Below are 22,906 nucleotides of genomic sequence, written 5' to 3'. Positions count from 1 at the left end.
TCAGGGCGGCGTTCTTCGGGGCGCCGCCCATTTTGCTGCCAAAAACACCAGTTGCGGAACACCAGTTGCGCCGCCTTCCCGGCCTCGCTATCCCTCTATGCAAAGGGAGAGATCAGCCATGACGGTCAAGGTCGACGGGGCAAAGCTCAAAATTCGGGATGTGGCGCGCGTGGCGCGCCCCAATGGCAACGGACGGTTCGAGAAGGCGGCCCTGCATCCGGAGGCGCGCGAGCGCATCGCTGCGACCCGCGCTTATATCGACCGCACCTGGATGCACGATGACGCCCCGCTCATGTACGCCTTCAATACCGGCGTCGGGCTGTTCAAGGATCAGCGCGTCCTGATCGCCGACATGGCGGCCTACCAGCAGAAGACGGTTTATGCCCACGCCACGGGCGTCGGCGAGCCGTTCTCCGAGGACGTGACGCGCGCCATGATGCTGTTGCGCGCCAACGCCTTCGCTTCCAACTATTCCGGCCCGCGCGTCGAACTCGTCGAGCGGCTCATCGCCTTCCTCAATGCGGGCCTGCATCCGGTGATTCCGCAGAAAGGGTCCGTCGGCGCGTCCGGCGATCTCGCGCCGCTGGCGCATATGGCCGGCGCGGTCTGCGGCTTTGCCGAAGCCGAGATGATCTACAAGGGCCGTCGGTTGCCCGCGCGCGAGGCCATCGCCAAAGCCGGGTTCGATCCTGATTTCGACCTGGGCGCAAAGGACGCCTCCGCGCTCATCAACGGCTCGACCACGTCGCTCGCGCTTGGCGCTCTGGCCACGTTCGACGCACGCAAGCTGTTGAAGCAGGCCGATATCGCCATGTGCCTGTCGCTGGAAGCGATGCGCGGCGAGCTCGCCGCTTTCGATCCGCGTGTGCACAAGGCGCGTCCGCATCCCGGTCAGGCGCGGATCGCGCGCAATCTCCTGCGCATTCTCGATGGCTCGAAGCGTTGTTCGCAAAGTGCGCGCGACGTCGTGTTCCCCGACGAGCCGCGCCAGCCCGGTACGCCGGCAAGCCCGCGCGTGCAGGACGTCTATTCCTTGCGTTGCACACCGCAGGTTCACGGACCTGCCGTCGAGGCGGTGGAATATGTGGAGCGGATCATCGGCACCGAGATCAATTCCGCGACCGACAACCCGCTGATCTTCGACGACGGCACGGGCGGCTATGTTTCGATTTCCGGCGGCCATTTCCACGGGCAATACGTGGCGCAGGCCATGGACCTCCTCGCGATTGCCATGGCCGATCTCGGAGCGATCTCCGAGCGCCGCCTGGCGCGCTTGGTCGACCCGACCATGTCTTACGGATTGCCGCGCAATCTGCTTGCGGGCAAGCGTGGTCTCAATACGGGCTTTGCGACGGTGCAATGCTCCATGTCCGCCCTCGTCATGGAGAACCGGGGCCTTGCCACGCCGGGTTCGGTCGACTCCATTCCCGGCAAGTCGAACGCCGAGGACCATGTGTCGAACTCCACCTGGTGCGGACGTAAAGCCCGCACCATCGTTGAGAATGTCGAACAGATCGTGGCGGGCGAATTGCTGATGGCCGCGCAGGCGCTGAGCCTCGTCGAGCCGTTGGCGAAGGATTACCCGCTGGGCAAAGGCTCGCAGGCGGCTATCGAGGCGATCCGCGCGGTCATTCCACCCGCTCTCGACGGTGACCGTTGGTACGCGACCGAGATGCGCCAGGCGCTCGATCTCGTGCGCTCCGGCGCGGTGGTCGAAGCGGTCGAAGGCGCGATCGGCGCGCTGGAATAAACGCAACAAAAAGGGCTCGGCAATACCGAGCCCAACACGAGAGCATGATCGAGACAAGTGGAAACCGGTTGTTCGTCCGGATCATGCGGCAATAAGGAATCTGGAGCTTGATCGCGTCTCAAAGAGACATGATCAAGCTCTAAGACATCGCCGTCAGTGACAGCGTCGAACGTCGCGAAACACGACCCGCCCACTGGGAGTACGCACACGCTCACGCACCATGCGGCAGCGCGGCATGGGCTGCACGCCGCATTGGCGCACGTTCTGATAAACGACGCGGCCGTTGGGCAGGACCGTCCGCACGCGGCGCATCACGCAGGCCGCTTCCTCCACGAGAGATGGCGGTTGTCCCGGCAGCGCATTGAACCGTGCCTGCGCGTCGGAGGCCGTCAAAAAGCTACTGCCGAGCAAGAGAAGCATGGCGGCTGGAATCACAGCTCTCATGACAAATATCCTTCTTCTTGTAGGGGACTGTCGATAACGGCTCAGCTATGACATGGTTCCCCTGAAAGTGAGATGAACCCCGATGACGTCACGCGTAACCGTGCGACCCGTCTCCGCCGATGATGCGCATGAACTGATTGCAGCCAATCTCGCCAGCATTGCGCTGCACGAGCCATGGGTGTCGCCCTGTCGCGATCACACATCCTTCCTGGCATATCTCGCACGCTGCGATGGGGAGAAGACCGTGGGCCTGATCGCGCGCGAGCGCGACAGCGGGTACATCGTCGGCGTGATGAACATCAGCGAGATCGTGCGCGGCCTGTTTCTCAACGCCTATCTCGGCTATTACGGCGCGGCTGGAATGAATGGGCGCGGGTTGATGAGCGAGGCAGTTGCGCTTGCCGTCACATATGCGTTTGACACGCTCGGCCTGCATCGCCTGGAGGCGAATATCCAGCCCGACAACCTCGCTTCGCGTGCGCTCGCGGAGCGTCTCGGATTCCGCCAGGAAGGATATTCGCCGCGCTACCTGAAGATCGGCGGCGAATGGCGCGACCATGAGCGCTGGGCGATCCTCGCAGAGGATTGGAAGCCCGCGCAGACACGCTAGGCCCGGCCCGCAACGATCCGCTTCACGGTCTCGACCAGCACGCGCGCGGCGACATCGGCGTCCTCAACGGTGATCGACTCCGCGGGGTTGTGACTGATGCCGCCCTTGCAGCGCACGAAGAGCATCGCGACCGGACAGAGCGCCGCCATCGCGACCGCGTCGTGGCCCGCGCCGGAGGCCAGGTGACGCGCTGCGAGGCCAAGCGATGCCATGCTCTGCGCGAATTCGCGCATGAGGCCGCCATCCATCGGCGTCGCGGCGGAATCCATGAAGGGCTCGAAGCGGAATTCGACCCCGCGTCGCGCCGCAATCGCGCGGCATTCCTGTACGATCTCTGCGACCATCGCATGCCGCACCGGATCGTCAGGTGAGCGTGCATCGAGGGTGAAATCGACCCGCGCCGGAATGACGTTGATCGCGCCCGGATGGACCTGCGCCACGCCGACGGTTGCGACCGTGTCGGACCGCTTCGCGCCGATGCGCTCGATGGCCAAGGTCATCTCGGCGACGGCGGCGAGCGCGTCGCGTCGCATGGTCATCGGCACGGTGCCCGCATGGCCCGCTTCGCCGATCACGGTGGCGCGGGCGCGGGTCGCGCCGTTGATGGCGGTGACAATGCCGACGGGCAGGTTTTCCGCCTCCAGCAACGGCCCCTGCTCGATATGCACTTCGAGATAGCCGCGATAGCGTTTCGGGTCGCGGGCGAGGGCGGCAAAGCCGTCCGGGTCACCGCCAAAACTCACCAGCGCGTCACGCAGGCGCACGCCCTCCGCGTCCATGCCGTCGAGCCAGGACGGATCGTAGCGGCCCGCAAGCGCGTAAGAGGTCGAAAGGTTGGTCGGGAAACGCGCATTCTCCTCGTCGCCGAAGGCAACAACCTCGATGGGGCAGGAGGGCACGATGCCTGCTGCCTTGAGGGCCTCGACGGCCACGATGCCGAGCACGACGCCGAGATTGCCGTCATAGCGCCCCGCATCGACCACCGTGTCGATGTGGGAGCCAATGATGAGAGCGGGCGCGTCAGGATTGCGTCCCTCGAAGCGACCCACCACGGACCCCAGCGCATCGATGTGGCTGGTGAGCCCCGCGTCTTGCATGAAGCCGAGCGTCGCTTCCGCTGCGTCGCGATGAGATTTCGAGAGATAGAGGCGCGTCAGGCGCTCGGGCTCATCGCTGTGGCGGGCGAGGGCGTCGAGAAGCGCCATCGCGCGGCGGCCGAGGGAAAGATCGGAAGGATGCGTCATAGCCACGAACATTTTCAGGAACCGGCCCGCTTCGCAAGGGGAGGCGAGCCGTTCCTCAAAAGGGATCAGGCCGCGACGCCGAGCTTCTTCTGCAGGCTCGTGGACGAGGTCGTGTATTGGAACAGGAGCTTCTTCTCAGGGTACACGTAGCGGTGCACCTTCTGCGCGGCGAGCGCGCCCTCGTGGAAGCCGGAGAGGATGAGTTTCAGCTTGCCCGGATAGGTATTGATGTCGCCTATGGCGAAGATGCCCGGAACGTTCGTCTCGAACTTTTCCGTGTCCACCGGGATCAGGTTCTCGTGAAGATTCAGGCCCCAATCGGCAATGGGGCCGAGCTTCATGGTCAATCCGAAGAAAGGCAGGATCACGTCGCAATCGACCTTGAAGGTCGAGCCGTCGTCCTGGCGGATCACTGCGCCTTCGAGAACGGGAGCGTCGCCGGTGAGATGGGTGATCTGGCCCAGATGCAGGTCCATGTCGCCGGAGGCGACGAGGGAGCGCATCTTTTCCACCGTGTGCGGCGCGGCGCGGAAGGCGTCGCGGCGGTGGAGCAGGGTCAGGCGCTTGGCGATGGGTTGCAGGCTCACGGTCCAGTCGAGGGCGGAATCGCCGCCGCCGACGATCAGGACGCGCTTGTCGCGGAACATCTCCATGCGGCGCACCGCATAGAACACGCCGGTGCCTTCATAGGCCTCGATGTTCTCGATCGGCGGCTTCTTGGGCTGGAACGACCCGCCGCCAGCGGCGATGATGACCGCCTTGCAGATGAAGGTGGTGCCGTTCTCAGAGGTTTTGACGCGGAAAAGCGGGGCTTCCGGCGTGCCGATGGCCTCGAGGCTTTCTACCATCTCATTGAGATGGAAAGACGGGTGAAACGGCTCGATCTGCGCCATCAGGTTGTCGACGAGGCCCTGGCCCGTGACCATCGGAAACCCGGGAATGTCGTAGATCGGCTTCTCGGGGTAAAGCTCGGCGCACTGGCCGCCCACCTTCGGCAGAATGTCGATGAGGTGGCATTTGATGTCGAGGAGGCCCAGTTCGAACACGGCGAACAGGCCCACGGGCCCCGCACCGATGATGACGACGTCGGTTTCAATTTTGTCGGTCATGAACAGGCTCCTTCGAGAGACCCCGGAAAAGCACGGTCTCCCGCTTTTGGCAATGCGGCGGGCTCGAAAGATCAGCTGCCGGTCGGGGCGAGGGTGAGTTCCAGGCCGTCGAGGTCGGGGGTCCAGAGGATCTGGCAGGACAGGCGGGAATTGGCCCGGGTCATCACCGTGTCGAGCTGATCCTCCTCCTCTTCGGTGGCCGGATAGAGCTTCGACAGCCAGCCTTCGTCAACGAAGACGTGGCACGTGGCGCATTCGCAGGCGCCACCGCACAGGCCCTCGATGGGCAGGCCCCAATCCCGGATGATCTCCATGACCCGCCATCCCTCGATCGCCTCGAGGGTATGACGTTGGCCTTCGCGATCGGTCACATGGATGACGCCCATGAAGCGGGTTTCTCACTCGGATCTGAATTCGGGAAACCGGCACAAAGTGCGCCGGACGGGGTTGCATATCGGTCTTTTGGCCCGATCCGTCAATATTTTGGCGTTGGACGGGAGTGCTGTCCTAGACTCCGAGCGTTTCCGCCCGGAGCGTCTCATTCGCGAGAAGCTGGGCCATGGGACCTTCGAACCGGATCTCCCCGCGCTCGATGACGCAGGCGCGGTCGCTGATCCCGGCGGCAAAAGCCCAGTTCTGCTCGGAGAGAAGAACCGCCACGCCTTGCGCCTTCATGGTCCGGATGGCCTCTCCCATCATCTGGACGATGACGGGGGCGATGCCTTCCGAGGGCTCGTCGAGGAGGATCGCGGCGGGGTTGCCCATGAGGGTGCGGGCGATGGAAAGCATCTGCTGCTCGCCGCCGGACATCTGGTTGCCACGCCGCCCGCGCATCTCGGCGAGGTTGGGAAAGAGCTGGAAAAGCCGCTCCGGCGTCCAGGGCGACAACCCGACGCGGCCGGATCGTCGGCCGACCTCCAGGTTTTCCTCCACCGTCAGGTCGGTGAAAATCCGCCGGTCCTCCGGCACGTAGCCGAGGCCGAGGCGGGCGATCCGGTAGGTCGGGAGGCCCAGGAGCGAGTGTTCCTTGAAGGCGATCCGCGCGGCGGTCGCGGGGACAAGGCCCAAGACGGCCTTCAGGGTGGTTGTCTTGCCCGCGCCATTGCGCCCGACAAGGGCCACGACTTCGCCCGGATGAAGCTGCAGCGACAGACCGAACAGGACCTGAGCGCGGCCATAGGCGGCGGTAAGGTTCCGGACGTCGAGGAGCGGCGTGCTCATGCAGTCCTCGCGAGAGCATGGTCATCGCCGAGATAGGCCTGCTTCACGCGTGGGTTCCGGCGGATCTCGTCGGGTGTGCCGCCGGCGATGATCTCACCGCGTAACAGCACCAGCACCCGCGTCGCGTGGCCGAAAACCACATCCATGTCGTGTTCCGTAAAGAGCACGCCGACGCGCGCGGAGGCTGCGATGGAGGCGGTCAGGTCCATGAGGGCGGCGCGCTCGCGCGGAGCCATGCCGGCGGTCGGCTCGTCCATGAGCAGAAGTTTCGGTTGGCTTGCGAGCGCGATGGCGAGCTCCACCCGCTTCACATCGCCGTAGGCCAGCGTCGAACACGGGCGATCGGCGGCGTCCGCCATGCCGACCTGATCGAGCAGCGACAGCGCTTCGGCGCGATGGCGGTCGCGTGCCGGAGCCCAGAGAGCTTGGCTCTCATCATGACGGCTGATGAGAGCCATCTGCACATTCTCGGCGACGTTCATGGAGAGGAAGGTCTGCGCCACCTGAAAGGTGCGCCCGACGCCCTGGCGAAAGCGCTCTTGCGGAGAGGCGTGGGTGATCGCCTCGCCGTCGAGAAGGACGCTGCCGCGATCCGGCCGAAGCTGGCCGCCGATCATGTTGAACAATGTCGACTTGCCGGCGCCGTTGGGGCCGATGAGCGCGAGCATCTCAGCCGGCTCCAGCGAAAACGCCACGTCGCGCGCCGCGACCACGCCGCCGAAGGATTTGCTCAAATCGTGGACGATCAGCAAACTCATGCACGCTCCTCGCGCCAGTGACGAATGGTGCCGACGAGACCGCGCGGGAAGAGCAGCACCATCGCGATGATGCTCACGCCCAGGAACAGACGCCAGAGCCCGGTGAGCGGCATGATCTGGTCACGTAAGGTGTGCAGAACGCCAGCGCCGACGAGCGGTCCCGCGATCGTCTGAATACCGCCGAGCAACAGCATGGCCAGCGCATCGACGGAGGTCGAAATGCCGAGGAGACTCGGATCGACGGAGCCGCGCGAGAAGGCGTAGATTCCACCCGCCAACCCCGCAGCCGCGCCCGACAGCATGAAGGCAAGCCAGCGGTGGCGGCGTACGTTCAACCCGATGGCCTCGGCGCGCGGCTCGGAATCCCGCGCGGCGCGTAAGGCATAGCCGAAGGGCGCATCGATCGCGCGCTTCAAGATGAAGACGGCAGTTGCGCAGAGAATGAGCGTGAGGATGTAGTAGGCGTTCCGTGGGCTCGCCCAGGTGGAAGGCCATACGCCGACGATGCCGTTGTCGCCACCCGTCACATCGACCCATTGGAAGGCGACCGCATAGAGAATTTGCGCGGCGGCGAGCGTCATCATGGCGAGATAGATGCCGGACAGTCGTACGACGAAAGCGCCGATGAGGGCTGCCCCCGCTGCCGCAAACAGGATGCCGAGGGGCAGGGCTGCCTCCATGGGGGCGTCGAGCCATTTCACGCCAAGGGCCGCGCCATAGGCTCCAAGCCCGAAGAACGCGGCATGCCCGAAGCTGACAAGGCCGCCGACGCCGATGAGAAGCTGCAGGCTGAAAGCAAACAGCGCGAAAATCAGGATCTCGGTCGCGACTTTGAGAAGATAGGCGTCGCTCACGAGCGGCAAACAGGCGAGTAGCGCAAGGACGATCAGCGCAGCGACCGTGCCGCTGGCGCGCGGTGTGCGGCTTACGATGCCGACCGCGTGTGTTCCCCCGACGATCTCGGGGCGTCCGAAGAACCCATAGGGCCGCACGGCGAGCACGAAAGCCATGAGCAGGAACACCACGACGAGGGTGCTTTTCGGGAAAATCAGAATACCGAAGGCTTGCAACTGCCCGATGATGAGCGCGGCGAGAAATGCACCCGGCACGCTGCCCATTCCACCAACGACCGTCACGACAAAGCATTCGGCGATGATCGACAGATCCATCCCGGTATTCGCCGAGACGCGCGGCGTCTGGAGCGCGCCGCCGAGACCGGCGAGAAACGCGCCGAGAAACAATGTGCCTGTGAAGAGTAGGGCCTGATTCACGCCGAGCGAGGCGACCATGTCCCGGTCCTGCGTCGCCGCGCGCACGAGAATGCCAAAGCGCGTCTTGCGCAACAGCAGCCAGACGAAGCCAAGCACGATGGGGCCTGCGGCGATGAGGGCAAGTTCGTAAGAGGGGAAGCGCCGTCCCAGAATCTCGACGGGCGCGCGCAAGCCCGGCGCGCGCGGCCCGAGAATGTCCTGCGGTCCGAAGACCTGCACGACAAGGTCCTGCACGACGAGGACGACGCCGAAGGTTGCAAGCAGCTGGAACAGTTCCGGCGCGCCGTAAATGCGGCGCAACAGCAGCACCTCGATCAACACGCCGATCGCACCGACGATGAGGGCGGTGATGAGAATGCCCGTCCAGAACGAGACCGGCCCGTAGGAGAGTTCGAGCAGCCGCGGCAGCAGCGTCGCGGCCGTGTAAGCCCCGATCATGTAGAGCGAACCGTGCGCGAAATTCACGATCCGCGTGACGCCGAAAACCAGCGTCAGGCCGCAAGCGGTGATGAACAGGGACGAGGCACTGGCGAGACCGCTCAGAGACTGGATGATGAGGAAGGACAAATCCACGCGTCACTCGCTCCCGAGAGGGAGGGCGCGTTTCACGCGGAGGCCCGACATGCTCAATCCTTCCGCACCGCCTTCACTTCGGCTTCGGAATGCATGAAAGGCGTGCCGTCCTTGTAGGTCCAGTCCGCCATGCCGCCGGTCGCGCCCTTCAGCGCGAGCTTGCCGACCCAAGCGCCCATGCTCGCCTGATGATCGCTGCCGCGCATGGTCACGGGGCCGATGACGGTGTCGAATTTGGCGTCCTGCATCGCCTTGATGAAAGCGTCGGTCTCGGCCGAGCCCGCGCGTTCGATGGTGTCGCGGATCATGGTGACGACCATGTAGCCCAGCAGCGAGCCGAGGCGCGGCGTATCGTTGAATTTGGCGCGATAGGCGTCAATGAAAGCTTTGTGCTTGGGCTCGGTGATCTGATCCCAGGGATAACCGGTGACGGTCCAGCCTTCGGGAACCTCGTCCTTCAGGGGCAGCAACCACTCGGGTTCGCCGGTGAGAAGCGAAAGGATCGACTTCTTCTCGAACAGGCCGCGCGTGTTGCCTTCGCGGACGAACTGGGTCAGGTCGGGGCCGAAGAGAACGTTGAAGATGCCGTCGGGCTTCGCCTGCTCGATGGCCGAGACGGTGGGGCCTGCCTCGATCTTGCCGAGCGCCGGATATTGCTCCGCGACGATTTCCGCGCCGGGCACGCGCTCCTGAATCAAACGCTTGAACACCTGCGCTGCCGACTGCCCGTATTCGTAGTTCGGCGCGACGATGGCCCAGCGCTTCGCGCCGGAGGCCTTGGCCTGCTCCACCAGCATGCCGACCTGCATGAAATTGTTGGGGCGGATGCGGAAGGTATAGCGGTTGCCCTGCGCCATGGTGACGGCGTCGGTCAGCGGCTCGGCGGCGATGTAGACGATCTTCTTCTGGTTGGCGAAATCCGCCATGGCGACGCCGACATTCGACAGGAAGGAGCCGAACAGAAGCGACACGCCTTCGCGGGTCACGAGTTCCTCGGCGACGCGGGTCGTGTCGCCCGTCGTCGAGCCGTCTTCCCGGGAGATGATTTCCAGCTTCCGGCCGAGCACGCCGCCCTTGGCATTGATCTCGTCCTGGGCGAGCTGCCAGCCATTGCGATAAGGCACGGTGAAAGCCGCCCATTTCGCATAGGAATTCAGTTCGCCGATCTTGATCGGGGGCTGTTGCGCCTGCGCCGTCGGTGCTCCGAGCGCAAGCGCCAGACCAAGAGCGAACCAACGCGCCATCGAAACCTTCGCCATCCCTCATTTCCCCTATGCACAGGACCTGCGCGGGTTTACGGCCAATCGGCGCGCGAAGAAAGCGCGAATCCTCCACACGGGGAGAATTCCGGCCTTGCTGGCCCTCATTGCGGATGACACAGTTGCGGTCGCTCTTCTCAAGTGATGTGGTCTCATGCTCCTCGATGCCGATCCTGCCCGCGCTTTCATGCCCTATCCGGCGGTCGCCCTACCGCATGCCGAAACCGGGCCGCTCTCGGGCCTGACTTTCGCCGCGAAGGATCTCTTCGACGTGGCGGGCTATCCGACCGGGTGTGGGTCGCCCCATATGCTGGCTTTGTCCGGCATCAAGGCGCGCACGGCGCCGACGGTGCAGAAGCTGCTCGACGCGGGGGCGCGCTTCGTCGGCAAGACGATCACGGACGAGCTGGCCTTTTCCATGAACGGCAAGAACGCCCATTTCGGCACGCCGGTGAACGGGGCAGCGCCAGGCCGTATTCCGGGCGGCTCCTCATCCGGCTCGGCATCCGCCGTCTCGAACGGCCTGTGCGACCTTGCCCTCGGCACGGATACAGGCGGCTCCGTGCGGGCTCCGGCGAGCCATTGCGGCCTGTTCGGTATCCGCCCGACTCATGGCCGGGTGAGCCTGGAGGCGTGCCACGACCTCGCCCCCTCCTTCGACACCTGCGGGTTCTTCACCCGGGACGGCGCGACTTTCGAGCGGGTCGGGGAGGTGTTGCTCGGAGCCGATGACCGGCCCCTGTCGCAAAGGCCGAGACTGCTCCTTGCGACAGACGCCTTCGGGCTGCTGGACGCGCCTGTCCGGGAGGCTCTCGCGCCCGCTCTTTCCCGCATCGAGTCGCTTCTCGGAGGGGCTCAGGAGCAGGACGTTGCGGTGGAAGGGTTCCTCGCCCTCTACTGGGCCTTGCGATACATCCAGAGCCGGGAGGCCTGGGTTGTTGACGGGCCGATGATCGAACGGTTTCACCCGCCGCTCGGACCCAGCGTCGCCGACCGGTTCGCCTTCGCGCAGACGGTCACGAGCCGCCAGGTCGCCGAGGCGCAGACGATCCGCAATGCCTTCCGCGAGCGGCTCAGTGCCCTGCTTGGCGCTGATAGCGTCCTCGTCCTGCCGACGATGCCCGACGTCGCGCCTCTGCTTACCGACAGCGAGGAGGCGCTGAACGACTATCGCAACAAGGCCCTGAACCTTCTCTGCCTGTCGGTGCTGTCCGGTCTGCCGCAGGTCTCCATCCCACTTGCCTCCCGGCATGGCGCGCCGCTGGGGATCTCGCTCATGGGACCCGCCGGTTCCGATCTGAGCCTGGTGTCCCTCGCCCGGAGGATCGCGGACGGATACCGGCCGGAATGAACCGGGGCGGGGGCGGCAGAGTTACCGGAACGGCGTCCTATGGGGAAAAAACATGAGTCATCCAGTCGTCCACCCACACGCGCCTCATGTTGCGGTGGCAAGCTGTTGCGTGCTCGGCGAGGGCGCGCTTTGGGACCACCGTACGAACACGCTGTATTGGGTCGACATCAAGAACCCCGGAATCTGGCATTATCAGCCCAAAACCGCCAAGCATGACCGCATCGACGTGCCGGAGCCGATCGGCTTCGTCGCCTTGACGGCGGATCCGGATATCGTCATCGCCGGTTTCAAATCCGGCCTGTCCCGGCTTCATCTCTGGGGCGGCGAGCGGCAACGGCTCGTGTCTCCTGAGCCGGACAAACCCGACAACCGGATCAATGACGGACACGTAGGACCCGACGGCCGCCTTTACTTCGGCACGATGGATGATCTGGAGACGAGTCCTACGGGCTGTTTCTGGCGCTGGGACGGCAAGCACCTGACCGCCTTGCGGGAAGGCATCGTAATCACCAATGGCCCTGCCTTCAGTCACGATGGAAACGTGCTCTACGCCACCGATACGCTCGGAGGGATCGTCTATGCCCACGACATCGTCGACGATGGGCTTGGCCCGGCGCGGGTGTTCGTGCGTTTCGAGGAAGGATGGGGCTTTCCCGATGGCATGACCGTGGATTCAGAAGGCCATCTCTGGGTGTGCCATTGGGGTGCGTCCCGCGTCTCGCGTTTCGCGCCCGACGGGTCGGTCGAGCGGGTCGTGCCGGTGCCGACGGCGCAGGTCACCAAATGCGCGTTCGGCGGCCCCGATCTCACGACGCTCTACATCACGACCGCCGCCATCGGGCGCGATCCCCACATCGATCCGATGGCGGGTCATCTCTTTTCGGTCGAAACCGGCATCCGGGGCGTGAGGGCCAATATCTTCAAGGGATAGTCTCATGACCATCGAGCGCTTCGGCTCCGTCGACGGAAGCGACGTCCTGGAGATCACGCTCACGGGTCCGACAGGGATGGAGATGCGCGTCCTCACCTGGGGCGCTGTGATCCGCGACCTTGTCGTGCCCTCCGCCAACGGTTTGCAGCGTGTCGTCCTCGGGCTCAATTCAATTGAGGATTATATCGCTCATTCCCCCTATTTCGGAGCGATCGTCGGGCGCTATGCCAACCGCATCGGTCATGCCCGCTTCCATCTGGGCGGACAATTGTTCAGGCTCAACGCCAACGAAGGACGCAACCAGCTTCATGGCGGCGCGGCAGGGTTCGGCAGGCGCTTGTGGACGGAAATCGACCGGCATCCTTCCAGCGTCACGCTTGCCCTCGTCTCGGCCGATGGCGACATGGGCTATCCGGGCCGTCTTGTCGCCACCTGCACCTACGCTCTCATTGAACCCGCCACCGTGCGGATCGTGCTGGAGGCCACCTGCGACAAGCCGACGCCGGTCAATCTCACCACGCATGGCTACTTCAATCTCGACGGCAGCACGGACATCTCGTCTCACCACCTGATGCTCGCGGCGCATTTCATCACGCCGACATCGCCTGATCTCATTCCCACCGGCGAGATCATGAGCGTGGCCGATACCGCCTACGATTTCACGACCTTGAGGCCGATTGGGGCGTCGCAGTTGATGCAGCGCCGAATCTCCTACGATATCAATTACGTGCTCACGCGTGGGGCGGGCGATTTCGGCCACGCGGCGACGTTGAAGTCATTGAAGAACAGTCTGACCATGGAACTCTGGACGACCGAGCCCGGCGTGCAGTTCTATGACGGCCACATGATCGAGGTTCCTGTTCCGGGTCTGGGTGGCGTTCACTATGGCCCCCATGCTGGTTTGTGCCTCGAGCCGCAGCGTTTTCCGGACGGCCCTAATAAGGCCCACTTTCCCCCGTGTATCTTGGAGCCCGGTCAGGTTTCCCGTCAGGTCAGCGAGTTGCGATTCGCGCTGGCAGACGGAACTCCGCGATCCGGTTGACCGTTGTTTGCCTTCCGTTACGCGGGACAAACAACAACCGACAGGGGAAGTTCAGGATGCCGGTGCTTGATGCAAAAGCCTTGGAAACGGACCCGGAGGGGGCGGCATTCCTGCTGAGCGTCTTGCGTCAAAACAAGCAGGCGAATCCCTTGCCCCGCGACACGGAACGAGATGTCCAGGTGCAGTTCCGTTGGTTCAGGCGCCGGACGAGACATCTGAAAGTCAGCCTGATCGGGCTTTAGGCCCACTGTTTCTTCTCATTCTCAGGCTGCCGGCGTCGTGGTGAGGCCACGCTTGGCGAGAAGCGCGTCCGCCGTCGGCAGGCGACCGCGGAAGGCCGTGTAGGCTTCCGCCGGATCGCGCAGGTTTCCGGCGGAATAGATGAAGCGTTTCAGCTTGTCCGCCATGTCCTTGTTGAAGGCGTCGCCCGTTTCCTCGAACGCGGTGAAGGCATCCGCGTCGAGCACTTCCGACCAGAGATAGCTGTAGTAGCCCGACGAATAACCGTCGCCGGAGAACACGTGCGCAAAATGCGGCGTGCGATGGCGCATGATGATTTCGCGCGGCATGCCGATCTTGCCAAGAGACTCCTTCTCGAAGGCGGACACATCGAGATCGCCGGATAGTGTGCGCCGGTGAAGGTCGATGTCGACGAAGGCCGAGGCAAGGTATTCCACCGTCGCAAAGCCTTGGTTGAAATTGCGCGCGGCCATCAGGCGTTCCAGCAACGCTTCCGGCATCGGCTCGCCCGTGCGGTAATGCGTGGCGTAGCGGCGCAGGATGTCCGCTTGCGAGAGCCAATGCTCGTAGAGCTGCGATGGCAATTCGACGAAATCCGTCGATACGCTTGTGCCGGCGAGCAGGGGATAGGTCACGTTCGACAAGAGACCGTGCAGCGCGTGTCCGAACTCGTGGAACAAGGTGCGCGCATCGTCGAAGCTCAACAGCGAAGGTTCGCCGGGTGCGCCTTTCGCGAAGTTCATCACGTTGACGATGATCGGCCGGATGTCGCCGGAGAGCCTCTCCTGCGACCGGAATGCACTCATCCACGCGCCGCTGCGCTTGGAGCTTCGCGCGAAATAATCGCCGATGAAAATGCCGACAGGCGCGCCGGTTGCATCGGTGACTTGCCAGGCGCGGATATCGGGATGATAGCGCGGAAATTCCTTCAGTTCCTGGAAGTTCAGACCGAACAGGCGCTGCGCCGTGTCGAAGGCGGCTTCGATGATCCGGTCGAGCTGGAAGTAGGGCTTGATGGTCGCTTCATCGAGATTGTGCCGCGCCATGCGGACCTGATCGGCATAATAGCGCCAATCCCAGGCCTCGATCTCGATATTGTCGCCTTGCGATTGTGCCTGCGCTTGCAGGTCGTCGCGCTCCTGCTGCGCGCGGGCGCGGGCGGGCGTCCAGACATCGTTCAGGAGTTTGAGAACCGCATCCGGCGTCTTCGCCATGGTATCGGCGAGTTTGAAATCGGCGAAGGTCTCGTAGCCCAGGAGCCGCGCACGTTCGGCGCGCAACCGCACCATCTCGGTGATGATCGCTTTGTTGTCCGTCGTGCCGCCCGCATCCCCGCGCGCGGCCCAGGCTTTGAAAGCCTGTTCGCGCAGATCGCGGCGGCTTGAGAATTGCAGGAAGGGTTCGATGCTGGAGCGCGAGAGCGTGATGACGTGCTTGCCCTTCAGGCCCGCATCCTCGGCCGCTTGCGCTGCCGCTTCGCGCAGGAAAGACGGAAGCCCGGCGAGATCGACTTCCGTGTCGAGCACGAGACGATAGGATTTCTCGTCGGCGAGCACATTCTGCGCGAATTGCGTGCCGAGGCTCGCAAGCCTCTCGGTGATCGCGGCAAGACGCTTCTTCTCGTCCGCGCCAAGGCGCGCGCCCGCGCGGACGAAGATGGTGTGATAACGGTCGAGAACGCGCGCCTGCTCTGCGTCGAGGCCGAGGCTCTCGCGCTCGCGGTAAAGATCATCGACACGCTTGAACAGCGCCTCGTTCATGAAGATGCTGTTGCGGTGCTTGGCAAGAAGCGGCGCCATTTCGCGCTCGACTGCCTGAATCGCCTCGTTGGTGTGCGATCCCGCCAGATTGAAGAACACGCCGCCGACGCGCTTGAGGCTCGCGCCGCTCTTCTCCAGGGCATCGATCGTGTTGGCGAAGGTTGCAGGGGCCGGATCGGCCGCGATGGCCGCGATCTCGGCTTGTTGTTCCGCGAGCGCCGTGTCGAAAGCGGGCTTGTAATGCTCCGGCGTGATGCTCTCGAAGGGCGGAAGGCCGAAAGGGGTCGTCCAGGGACGCAGGAGCGGATTGGCCGTGAGAATCGCGTCGGATGCGGTCATGGATCTCTTCGCTTGTGTCGTTGATCAGTGGATTCTTAGCGGTCTAAGCGCTCGCCCGGAAGAGGATGAGGTCCATTGCCCGCGAGATATTGCCCAAGAAACGCAATAACCCGTAGCAGCGCATCATCCCGCGCCTCCCCACGAAAGCCGTGTCCCTGGTCGGGGTAGATCTGGATCTCATGTGGAACCTCCTGCTGCCGCAGCAGGGCCTCGACCGCGTAGGCATTGGCAACCGGGACGATGGGATCCATGGCGCCGTGGAGAACCAGGGTCGGCGGCAGGTGGGCATCGGGCGCAATCGCGCCCCGCGGCAAGGGCCCGAAATAATTCACCAGGGCCTTGATGCGTCGATCGGCACTGGCGGCCGCAAGGCCGAGCGCCGCGCCGAGGGAGATGCCGATGATGCCGAGGCGGGTTGTGTCTATCTCCGTGCGGTTTGCGACCCAGGCAAGGGCGTCGTTGACCGTGTCCAGCCAGGGTTGGAAATTTTGAAACACGGTGCTGAAGGAGGCTCGATTCTCCTCCGTCCGGTCGAGATAATGAACCAGGTTGACCTGATAGCCCGCCCGCGCGACCGCTTGCGCTCCCTCGACGTATTGACTGTTCTCGCTCAATCCGTCCGCCCCATGGAGCATGATCACCGCGGGAGGCCGCGATAAGCCATCCGCTTGGAGCGTATCGACGGCGATGTCCTTGCCGCTGCTTGAGAAAACGTGACGGTGCTGCGTGACTGGCATCGTGTTTGGCCTTCCCTCGTGAGCACGAACGGCGTGGGACGCAGCGAGAGCTGTGCCAATCAGAAGTATTCGCCGCGTTATCAGCATGGGGAAATTCTGGCTTCCAGGCACGATCGTCTGAGTTGTGAGATGGGGTTCAGGGTACAACTTCACAGGGGGCAAAAGGTCCCAGCGCTGCTCGGAAGAGCCGACTTTCAGGAACGGCCAAGGATCGTTCTCGGTCGCCGCACGTTGTCGGCATGTCGATGGATTCCTTAGCAGATTGGACGCCAATGCCTCCCACGACCACTGAGAATGCGCGCCAGCCTTTATCGGAAACCGAAGTCGAGCCACCGCGCGTTCCCGGCATCAATGGCTTGACGACGCTTGCCGTCGGCATCGTCGTCCTCGTCGCGCTCTATATCGGGCAAGAGGTGTTTCTGCCGATCGTGCTGGCGATCCTCCTCGCGTTCCTTCTGGCGCCCTTCGTCGAGTTGATGCGCAAATGGCATTTCGGCCGCATCCCGTCGGTCATCATCGCCGTTCTTTTCGCGCTTGGGATCATCGCCGCGCTCGGAAGCCTGATCGGTTTTCAAGTGGCTGGTCTCGCAACCGACCTTCCGCGCTATCAAACCACGATCAAGGAAAAGGTCCGCTCCTTGCGTGAGCAGACCTTCGCGCGGCTGCCATCCGTCATCAATGAAATCGGCAACGCAGTGACGGAAGAACAGTCGGCGACGCGGCCATCTCCTGTCCCTTCGCCCGCGCCGCAGGTCAATCCGCTTCCCGTCGAGGTGCACGAGCGACCCGCGACGCCGCTTGAGATCGTGCGCAGCATTGCCGCGCCGGTTCTGCAGCCGCTCACGACGGCCGGCATCGTCCTCGTGGTTCTGATTTTCATTCTCCTGCAGCGCGAAGACTTGCGCGATCGGATGATCAGGCTGTTCGGCGCGCGCGACCTGCATCGTGCGACGGCGGCGATGGACGATGCCGGGCGCCGCCTCAGTCGCTATTTTCTGATGCAGCTCGGGCTCAATGCGTCTTTCGGCGTCATGATCGGGATTGGTTTGTGGCTGATCGGCGTGCCCAGCCCGGCCCTCTGGGGCGTCATCGCAGCCCTGATGCGCTTTGTCCCCTATATCGGGTCTTTCATCGGGGCTGTGTTCCCGATCCTTGTCGCCTCGGCCGTTGATCCCGGCTGGTCGATGGCGCTGATGACCGCTGCCCTGTTCCTGATCGGCGAGCCGCTGATGGGGCAGGTCGTCGAACCTTTCGTCTATGGCAAGAGCACGGGGCTATCTCCCTTCGCGGTCGTCATCTCGGCTATTTTCTGGACCTGGCTCTGGGGGCCCATCGGCCTGGTCATCGCGACGCCGTTGACGCTCTGCCTCGTCGTGCTGGGGCGGCATGTGGAGCGGCTGGAATTTTTGAGTGTGCTCTTGGGCGACCAGCCTGCTTTGACGCCCGCAGAGAATCTCTATCAGCGCATGCTCGCGGGCGATCCGGACGAGGCGCTCGAATCCGCCGAGGCGCTTCTTAAAACCTGTTCGCCGATGTCCTACTACGATGATGTCGCGATCGAGGCGTTGCGGCTCGCTGCCGGTGATGCAAGCCGTGGCGTGCTGACGAGCCGTCAACTGGCGCAGGTCAAGGATGTCGCCCACGCGCTCATCCAGGACTTGAACAGTTATGACGATGTCGAACGCTCCCCCGATGGCAAGAAGGCTGAATCTGCCGCATCGGCGGCAGGCGCGGAAGCCTCAACCGAAGAGTCGGTGGCGCCGCAATCGCCGCCTGAGAGCGACGCTATCCCCGATACCTGGAAGGCTGATGGGGCCATTCTCTGCGTTGCGGGTCGCGGGCCGCTCGATGCGGCCGCTGCCGCGATGATGGCTCAGCTTATCGAAAAGCACGGCTTGGGAGAGCGCGTCATTCCGTATGAGGCGGTTTCACGGTTTACCGCTTTCAATCTCGATGCGAGCGGCGCGCAGATGGTATGTCTTTGCTACCTCGATGTAGGCGGAACGCCCGCTCATCTGCGTTATCTTGTGCAGCGGCTTCGCAGGCACGTTCCCGACGTTCCGATTCTCGTCGGTCTCTGGTCGAAGGATGACGCCGTGTTGAAGGACGCGAACCTGCGCGGGGCGTTGGGAGCCGACTATTACGTGTCGACCCTGCGGGAAGGCGTCAGTGTCTGCGTAAAGCTCGCGAGAGGCGAGGAGGAGCCGGCGCAAAAGACTGACTCCTCCGTTTCTTCTTCGAAGGCGACACAAGCAGCGGGCGTGAAGCGCCTGCCCTTGCCCGCGTGAATCTCCGGGGCCGTGTCAGGCCGCCGGATTTTCCAGGAAGTTTTCGGCGTAGTGGCAGGCGACGTAACGCCCGTCGACCAGGCGCGGCAACGGACGCTCCACCTTGCAGCGCTCCGTCACATAGGGGCAGCGGGTCGAGAACACGCAGCCTTTCGGCGGGTTGAGCGGCGAAGGCAACTCGCCCTTGAGCACGATGCGCTGACGCTTGGTGCCGGTGACGCCGGGCGTCGAGGACAGAAGAGCCTGCGTATAGGGATGCAAGGGACGCTCATAGATGCGCTCCTTCGGTCCCTGCTCGACCGCGATGCCGAGATACATCACCAAAACGTCATGCGCGATGTGACGAACCACGCCGAGATCGTGCGAGATGAAGAGATAGGCAAGGCCCATCTCCGCCTGCAGATCGGCCAGAAGGTTCAGCACCTGCGCCTGAATCGACACGTCGAGTGCGGAAACCGGCTCGTCCGCGACCACCAGCTTCGGCGACAGCATCAGAGCGCGGGCAATCGCGATACGCTGCCGCTGACCGCCGGAGAACATGTGCGGATAGCGGTTGTAGTGCTCGGGCCGCAAACCGACCTTCGCCATCATCGCGCGCGCCCGTTCGGTGCGTTCCGACGACGAGAGGTTGGTGTTGATGGTCAGAGGCTCCTCGAGGATCGTTCCCACTTTCTTGCGCGGGTTGAGCGAACCGTAAGGGTTCTGGAACACGAACTGCACCATGCGGCGCAGGTCCTTGGCTTTGCCGGACGGCGGATTGACCGCATCGATGCCGTCGAGGGTCAGGCCCCCTTCGGTCGGCTTTTCGATGAGCGTCACCATCCGGGCGAGCGTGGACTTGCCGCAACCGGATTCGCCGACCACAGCGAGGGTCTTGCCAGGCTCGACGGCGAAGGAGATGCCGCCGACCGCTTGCAGACGGCCGGGCTCCTTGAACAGGCCTCGCTTCACCTCGTAGGTGCGCTTCAGGCCCTTGGCTTCAACAACGGGAGCGCTCACGATGCGGCCTCCGTTCCAAGAGGATGATCAGCATTCATGTTGGCGTTCCGGTTCGGGTCGCCGAGCGGATAATGGCAGCGGACATGGCCGCCGGCCCACGGCCGCAGTTCCGGGCGCACATTGCGAGAGTGCTCGGTCGCGTAGGCGCAGCGCGGGCTGAACAGGCAGCCGCGCGGACGGTCATAGAGACCCGGCACCACGCCCGGAATTGTCGCGAGGCGCGAGCCTTCGCTCCGTTCCGGCAGAGCGGCCAGAAGCGCTGCCGTGTAGGGGTGTTGCGGCGAAGCGAACAGATCGGCGGCGGAACGCTCCTCCATGATCTGGCCCGCATACATCACCATCACGCGCTTCGCCGTTTCGGCGACGACGCCCATGTTGTGGGTGATCATGACGAGCGCCATGTTGCGCTCTTTCTGCAAGGTCATCAGCAGATCGAGGATCTGCGCCTGGATCGTCACGTCGAGCGCGGTGGTCGGCTCGTCGGCGATCAGGAGCTTCGGGTTGCAGGCAATCGCCATCGCGATCATCACGCGCTGGTTCATGCCGCCCGAAAGCTGGTGCGGATAGGCGGTCAGGCGGCTTTCCGCGGACGGGATGCCGACCTGCTCCAAAAGCTCGATTGCCCGGCGGCGCGCGGCCTTCCGGTCCATGCCTTCATGCAGGCGCAGCGTCTCGGTGAGCTGGAAGCCGACAGTGAAGCACGGATTGAGGCTGGTCGTCGGCTCCTGGAAGATCATGGCGACGTCCTTGCCCGTGAGCTTGCGTCGCTCCCGGTCAGACATCGTCAGAAGATCACGCCCGTTGAAGGAGAGCTTCTTCGCCTTGACCCGACCGGGGAAGGGGATGAGGCCCATAAGCGCCAGCATCGTCACGCTCTTGCCAGAGCCGGATTCGCCGACGACGCCCAGAACCTCGCCCACATCGAGCTTGAGGCTGACATCGTCGACGGCCCGCATGATGCCGCCTTGGGTCGGAAATTCGACCGACAGGTTTTCAATTTCGAGAAGGGCCATGGTCAGCGCTTCAGTTTTGGATCGAGGGCGTCGCGAAGACCGTCCCCGAGCAGATTAAAGGCAAGCACCGTAATGAGGATCGCAAGACCGGGAAAGGTCACGACCCACCACGCACGGAGCACGAATTCGCGGGCATCGGCCAGCATGGTTCCCCATTCGGGCGAGGGCGGCTGCGCCCCGAGCCCGAGGAAGCCGAGCGCCGCCGCGTCGAGGATCGCCGTCGAGATGCCGAGCGAAGCCTGCACGATCAGAGGTGCTGTGCAGTTCGGCAGCACTTCCTTGAACATCAGGCGCAGGTTCCCGGCGCCGCTGACGCGCGCCGCCGTGACGTAGTCCTTCGATGTTTCGGTGATCACCGCCGCGCGGGCAAGACGCACGTAATGCGGCAGGATGACCAAAGCGACTGCGAGCATCGAATTGACGAGGCCGGGGCCGAGCACCGCCACGACGACGATGGCAAGGAGGAGGCTCGGCATCGTCAGGACGATGTCCATCAGACGCATGATGAAGATCTCGGTCACCCCGCGCGCGAAGCCCGCGACGAGGCCGAGAACGGTGCCCACGACAATCGAGATCGAGATCACGATCACGCCGATGAGCAGCGACAGGCGAGAGCCGTAGATCAGACGCGACAGGATATCGCGGCCGATCGCGTCGGTGCCGAGCGGATAAGTGATCGATCCGCCCTCCTGCCAGAACGGCGGCTTGAGGGCGATCTTGGTGTCGGTGAGATAGGGCGAGTGCGGTGCGAGCACGTCTGCCAGCAACGCCACAAGGACGACGCCGACAATGACGAAGAGGCCGGCCACCGCGCCGCGATTGGCGCTGAAATAGCCCCAGAACTCGCGAAGCGGATGGGGCGGCGTTGCCGTCGGAGCGGCAACGAGCGGAGCTTCCATGGTTTCTGCAGTCATCGGTTATGCCTGATGCGCGGATTGATGAGGCCATAGGTGAGATCGACGATGAGGTTCACGCTCATCACGATCACGCCGACGAGCAGCAGACCGCCTTGAAGAACGGGATAGTCGCGGCGGAAGATCGCTTCGATCAGCCACTTGCCGATGCCGGGCCAGGAAAAGATTGTTTCGGTCAGGATCGCGCCGGTGAAGAGCACGCCGACCTGCAGACCAATGACGGTGACGACAGGAATCAATGCATTGCGCAACGCATGCAGGCCGATCACCCGAAACCGCGACAGACCCTTGGCCTTGGCGGTGCGGATGTAGTCTTCGCCCAGGACCTCCAGCATAGCCGAGCGGGTCATGCGCGCGATGGTGGCCAGCGGCTGGGTGCCAAGCACGATGGTCGGCAGGATGAGATGCCCAAGCGCCGACATGAAGGCGCCTTCGTCTTCCGAGAAGAACGAGTCGATCAGCAGGAATCCCGTCACCGGCTCGATGTAATACAGCACGTCGATGCGGCCGGAGACCGGCGTCCAGCCGAGCTGGACTGAAACCACGAGGATGAGAATGAGCCCCCACCAGAAGATCGGCATGGAATAGCCGGTCAATGAGATACCCATCACCCCGTGATCGAAGATCGAGTTTCGTCGGACGGCAGCCAATATGCCGGCTGGAATGCCGAGGAAGAGCGCGAAGAGGATCGCGCAGACCGCCAATTCGACAGTCGCCGGGAAGAGCGTCTGGAATTCGCTGAGCACGGATTCCCGTGTCACGATCGACTTGCCGAGATCGCCGTGCAGGACACGCTCGATATAGTAGCCGTATTGAATGATCAGCGGCTTATCGAGGCCGAAATCCTTCTTGAGCTGCTCATGGCGCGCGGCGTCGATGCCGCGTTCGCCCGCCATGGTTTCGATCGGGTCGCCGGGCACGAGGCGGATGAGGAAGAAAGCCAGCAGCGTGATCCCGATGAAGGTCGGGATGACCAGGCTGACGCGGGTGAGGATGAATCGGAGCATGTCTCAAATGGAAAAAAGGCGGAGCGGCATGAAGCCGCTCCGCCGG

General features: G+C 63.7%; 21 protein-coding genes. 7 read left to right on the top strand and 14 right to left on the bottom strand.

Translation table 11 applies throughout. The annotated features are described in order from the left end of the window. The first annotated feature begins 118 nt into the window (after positions 1–118). On the top strand, positions 119–1,750 hold the full coding sequence (locus I2H38_RS17770; RefSeq protein ID WP_196273214.1) for an HAL/PAL/TAL family ammonia-lyase: 1,632 nt from the start codon (positions 119–121) through the stop codon (positions 1,748–1,750). Positions 1,751–1,903: 153 nt separating this feature from the next. Here the strand turns inward: I2H38_RS17770 and I2H38_RS17765 are convergent, their stop codons facing one another. Continuing rightward, complete coding sequence (locus I2H38_RS17765; RefSeq protein ID WP_196273213.1) at positions 1,904–2,194, bottom strand: hypothetical protein; 291 nt, start codon at positions 2,192–2,194, stop codon at positions 1,904–1,906. Positions 2,195–2,276: 82 nt separating this feature from the next. On the opposite strand from I2H38_RS17765, the gene I2H38_RS17760 reads away from it, so the two are divergent. Next, positions 2,277–2,804, top strand: coding sequence for a GNAT family N-acetyltransferase (locus tag I2H38_RS17760; RefSeq protein WP_196273212.1), 528 nt, complete (start codon positions 2,277–2,279; stop codon positions 2,802–2,804). Here the strand turns inward: I2H38_RS17760 and I2H38_RS17755 are convergent. The 7 genes from I2H38_RS17755 to I2H38_RS17725 form a co-directional block, all read right to left on the bottom strand. Then, positions 2,801–4,048, bottom strand: a complete 1,248-nt coding sequence (locus I2H38_RS17755) for an allantoate amidohydrolase (protein WP_196273211.1) — start codon at positions 4,046–4,048, stop codon at positions 2,801–2,803. The two genes, I2H38_RS17760 and I2H38_RS17755, sit on opposite strands and share 4 nt — an antisense overlap. 65 nt (positions 4,049–4,113) lie before the next feature. After that, complete coding sequence (locus I2H38_RS17750) at positions 4,114–5,157, bottom strand: NAD(P)/FAD-dependent oxidoreductase (RefSeq protein WP_196273210.1); 1,044 nt, start codon at positions 5,155–5,157, stop codon at positions 4,114–4,116. A 71-nt stretch (positions 5,158–5,228) separates the two neighbouring features. Beyond that, on the bottom strand, positions 5,229–5,543 hold the full coding sequence (locus I2H38_RS17745) for a 2Fe-2S iron-sulfur cluster-binding protein (protein ID WP_196273209.1): 315 nt from the start codon (positions 5,541–5,543) through the stop codon (positions 5,229–5,231). Between the two features lie 121 nt (positions 5,544–5,664). After that, entirely contained in the window at positions 5,665–6,378 is a 714-nt protein-coding gene (locus tag I2H38_RS17740; protein ID WP_196273208.1) for an ABC transporter ATP-binding protein, read from the bottom strand. Further along, complete coding sequence (locus I2H38_RS17735) at positions 6,375–7,136, bottom strand: ABC transporter ATP-binding protein (protein ID WP_196273207.1); 762 nt, start codon at positions 7,134–7,136, stop codon at positions 6,375–6,377. The genes I2H38_RS17740 and I2H38_RS17735 overlap by 4 nt, the downstream gene beginning before the upstream one ends. Then, a complete protein-coding gene (locus tag I2H38_RS17730) occupies positions 7,133–8,974 on the bottom strand; it encodes an ABC transporter permease (protein WP_210324857.1) in 1,842 nt (613 codons plus the stop codon). Before I2H38_RS17730 ends, I2H38_RS17735 begins: the two co-directional genes overlap by 4 nt. Positions 8,975–9,033: 59 nt before the next feature. Then, positions 9,034–10,239, bottom strand: a complete 1,206-nt coding sequence (locus I2H38_RS17725; protein ID WP_196273205.1) for an ABC transporter substrate-binding protein — start codon at positions 10,237–10,239, stop codon at positions 9,034–9,036. A 154-nt stretch (positions 10,240–10,393) separates the two neighbouring features. Here I2H38_RS17725 and I2H38_RS17720 point away from each other — a divergent pair, with 154 nt between their 5' ends. The 4 genes from I2H38_RS17720 to I2H38_RS17705 are packed head-to-tail and all read left to right on the top strand — an operon-like array spanning position 10,394 to position 13,805. Further along, the gene (locus I2H38_RS17720; RefSeq protein WP_196273204.1) at positions 10,394–11,590 is read left to right on the top strand and encodes an amidase; all 1,197 of its coding nucleotides are present in this window, start codon (positions 10,394–10,396) and stop codon (positions 11,588–11,590) included. Between the two features lie 52 nt (positions 11,591–11,642). After that, the gene (locus I2H38_RS17715; RefSeq protein WP_196273203.1) at positions 11,643–12,521 is read left to right on the top strand and encodes an SMP-30/gluconolactonase/LRE family protein; all 879 of its coding nucleotides are present in this window, start codon (positions 11,643–11,645) and stop codon (positions 12,519–12,521) included. Positions 12,522–12,525: 4 nt separating this feature from the next. Then, entirely contained in the window at positions 12,526–13,563 is a 1,038-nt protein-coding gene (locus I2H38_RS17710) for an aldose epimerase family protein (protein ID WP_196273202.1), read from the top strand. Between the two features lie 56 nt (positions 13,564–13,619). Then, the gene (locus I2H38_RS17705) at positions 13,620–13,805 is read left to right on the top strand and encodes a hypothetical protein (protein ID WP_196273201.1); all 186 of its coding nucleotides are present in this window, start codon (positions 13,620–13,622) and stop codon (positions 13,803–13,805) included. A 21-nt stretch (positions 13,806–13,826) separates the two neighbouring features. Here the strand turns inward: I2H38_RS17705 and I2H38_RS17700 are convergent, their stop codons facing one another. Beyond that, positions 13,827–15,902 (bottom strand): M3 family metallopeptidase, encoded by a 2,076-nt coding sequence (locus I2H38_RS17700; RefSeq protein WP_196273200.1) that lies wholly within the window; start codon positions 15,900–15,902, stop codon positions 13,827–13,829. Between the two features lie 35 nt (positions 15,903–15,937). Next, positions 15,938–16,639 (bottom strand): dienelactone hydrolase family protein, encoded by a 702-nt coding sequence (locus I2H38_RS17695; RefSeq protein ID WP_229426774.1) that lies wholly within the window; start codon positions 16,637–16,639, stop codon positions 15,938–15,940. Between the two features lie 272 nt (positions 16,640–16,911). Here I2H38_RS17695 and I2H38_RS17690 point away from each other — a divergent pair, with 272 nt between their 5' ends. Continuing rightward, complete coding sequence (locus tag I2H38_RS17690; protein ID WP_196273198.1) at positions 16,912–18,927, top strand: AI-2E family transporter; 2,016 nt, start codon at positions 16,912–16,914, stop codon at positions 18,925–18,927. A 15-nt stretch (positions 18,928–18,942) separates the two neighbouring features. Here I2H38_RS17690 and I2H38_RS17685 read toward each other — a convergent pair whose 3' ends face one another. The 4 genes from I2H38_RS17685 to I2H38_RS17670 are packed head-to-tail and all read right to left on the bottom strand — an operon-like array spanning position 18,943 to position 22,860. Then, entirely contained in the window at positions 18,943–19,926 is a 984-nt protein-coding gene (locus tag I2H38_RS17685) for a peptide ABC transporter ATP-binding protein (protein ID WP_196273197.1), read from the bottom strand. Beyond that, a complete protein-coding gene (locus tag I2H38_RS17680) occupies positions 19,923–20,939 on the bottom strand; it encodes an ABC transporter ATP-binding protein (protein WP_196273196.1) in 1,017 nt (338 codons plus the stop codon). Before I2H38_RS17680 ends, I2H38_RS17685 begins: the two co-directional genes overlap by 4 nt. 2 nt (positions 20,940–20,941) lie before the next feature. After that, positions 20,942–21,853 (bottom strand): ABC transporter permease subunit, encoded by a 912-nt coding sequence (locus I2H38_RS17675; RefSeq protein WP_196273195.1) that lies wholly within the window; start codon positions 21,851–21,853, stop codon positions 20,942–20,944. Next, the gene (locus tag I2H38_RS17670; protein WP_196273194.1) at positions 21,850–22,860 is read right to left on the bottom strand and encodes an ABC transporter permease subunit; all 1,011 of its coding nucleotides are present in this window, start codon (positions 22,858–22,860) and stop codon (positions 21,850–21,852) included. The genes I2H38_RS17675 and I2H38_RS17670 overlap by 4 nt, the downstream gene beginning before the upstream one ends. Positions 22,861–22,906: the final 46 nt, after the last annotated feature.

Source organism: Microvirga alba, from assembly GCF_015694465.1.
Lineage (GTDB): Bacteria > Pseudomonadota > Alphaproteobacteria > Rhizobiales > Beijerinckiaceae > Microvirga > Microvirga alba.
Note: the sequence above shows the minus strand (reverse complement) of the source record. Positions and strands in the feature narration are given on the sequence as shown.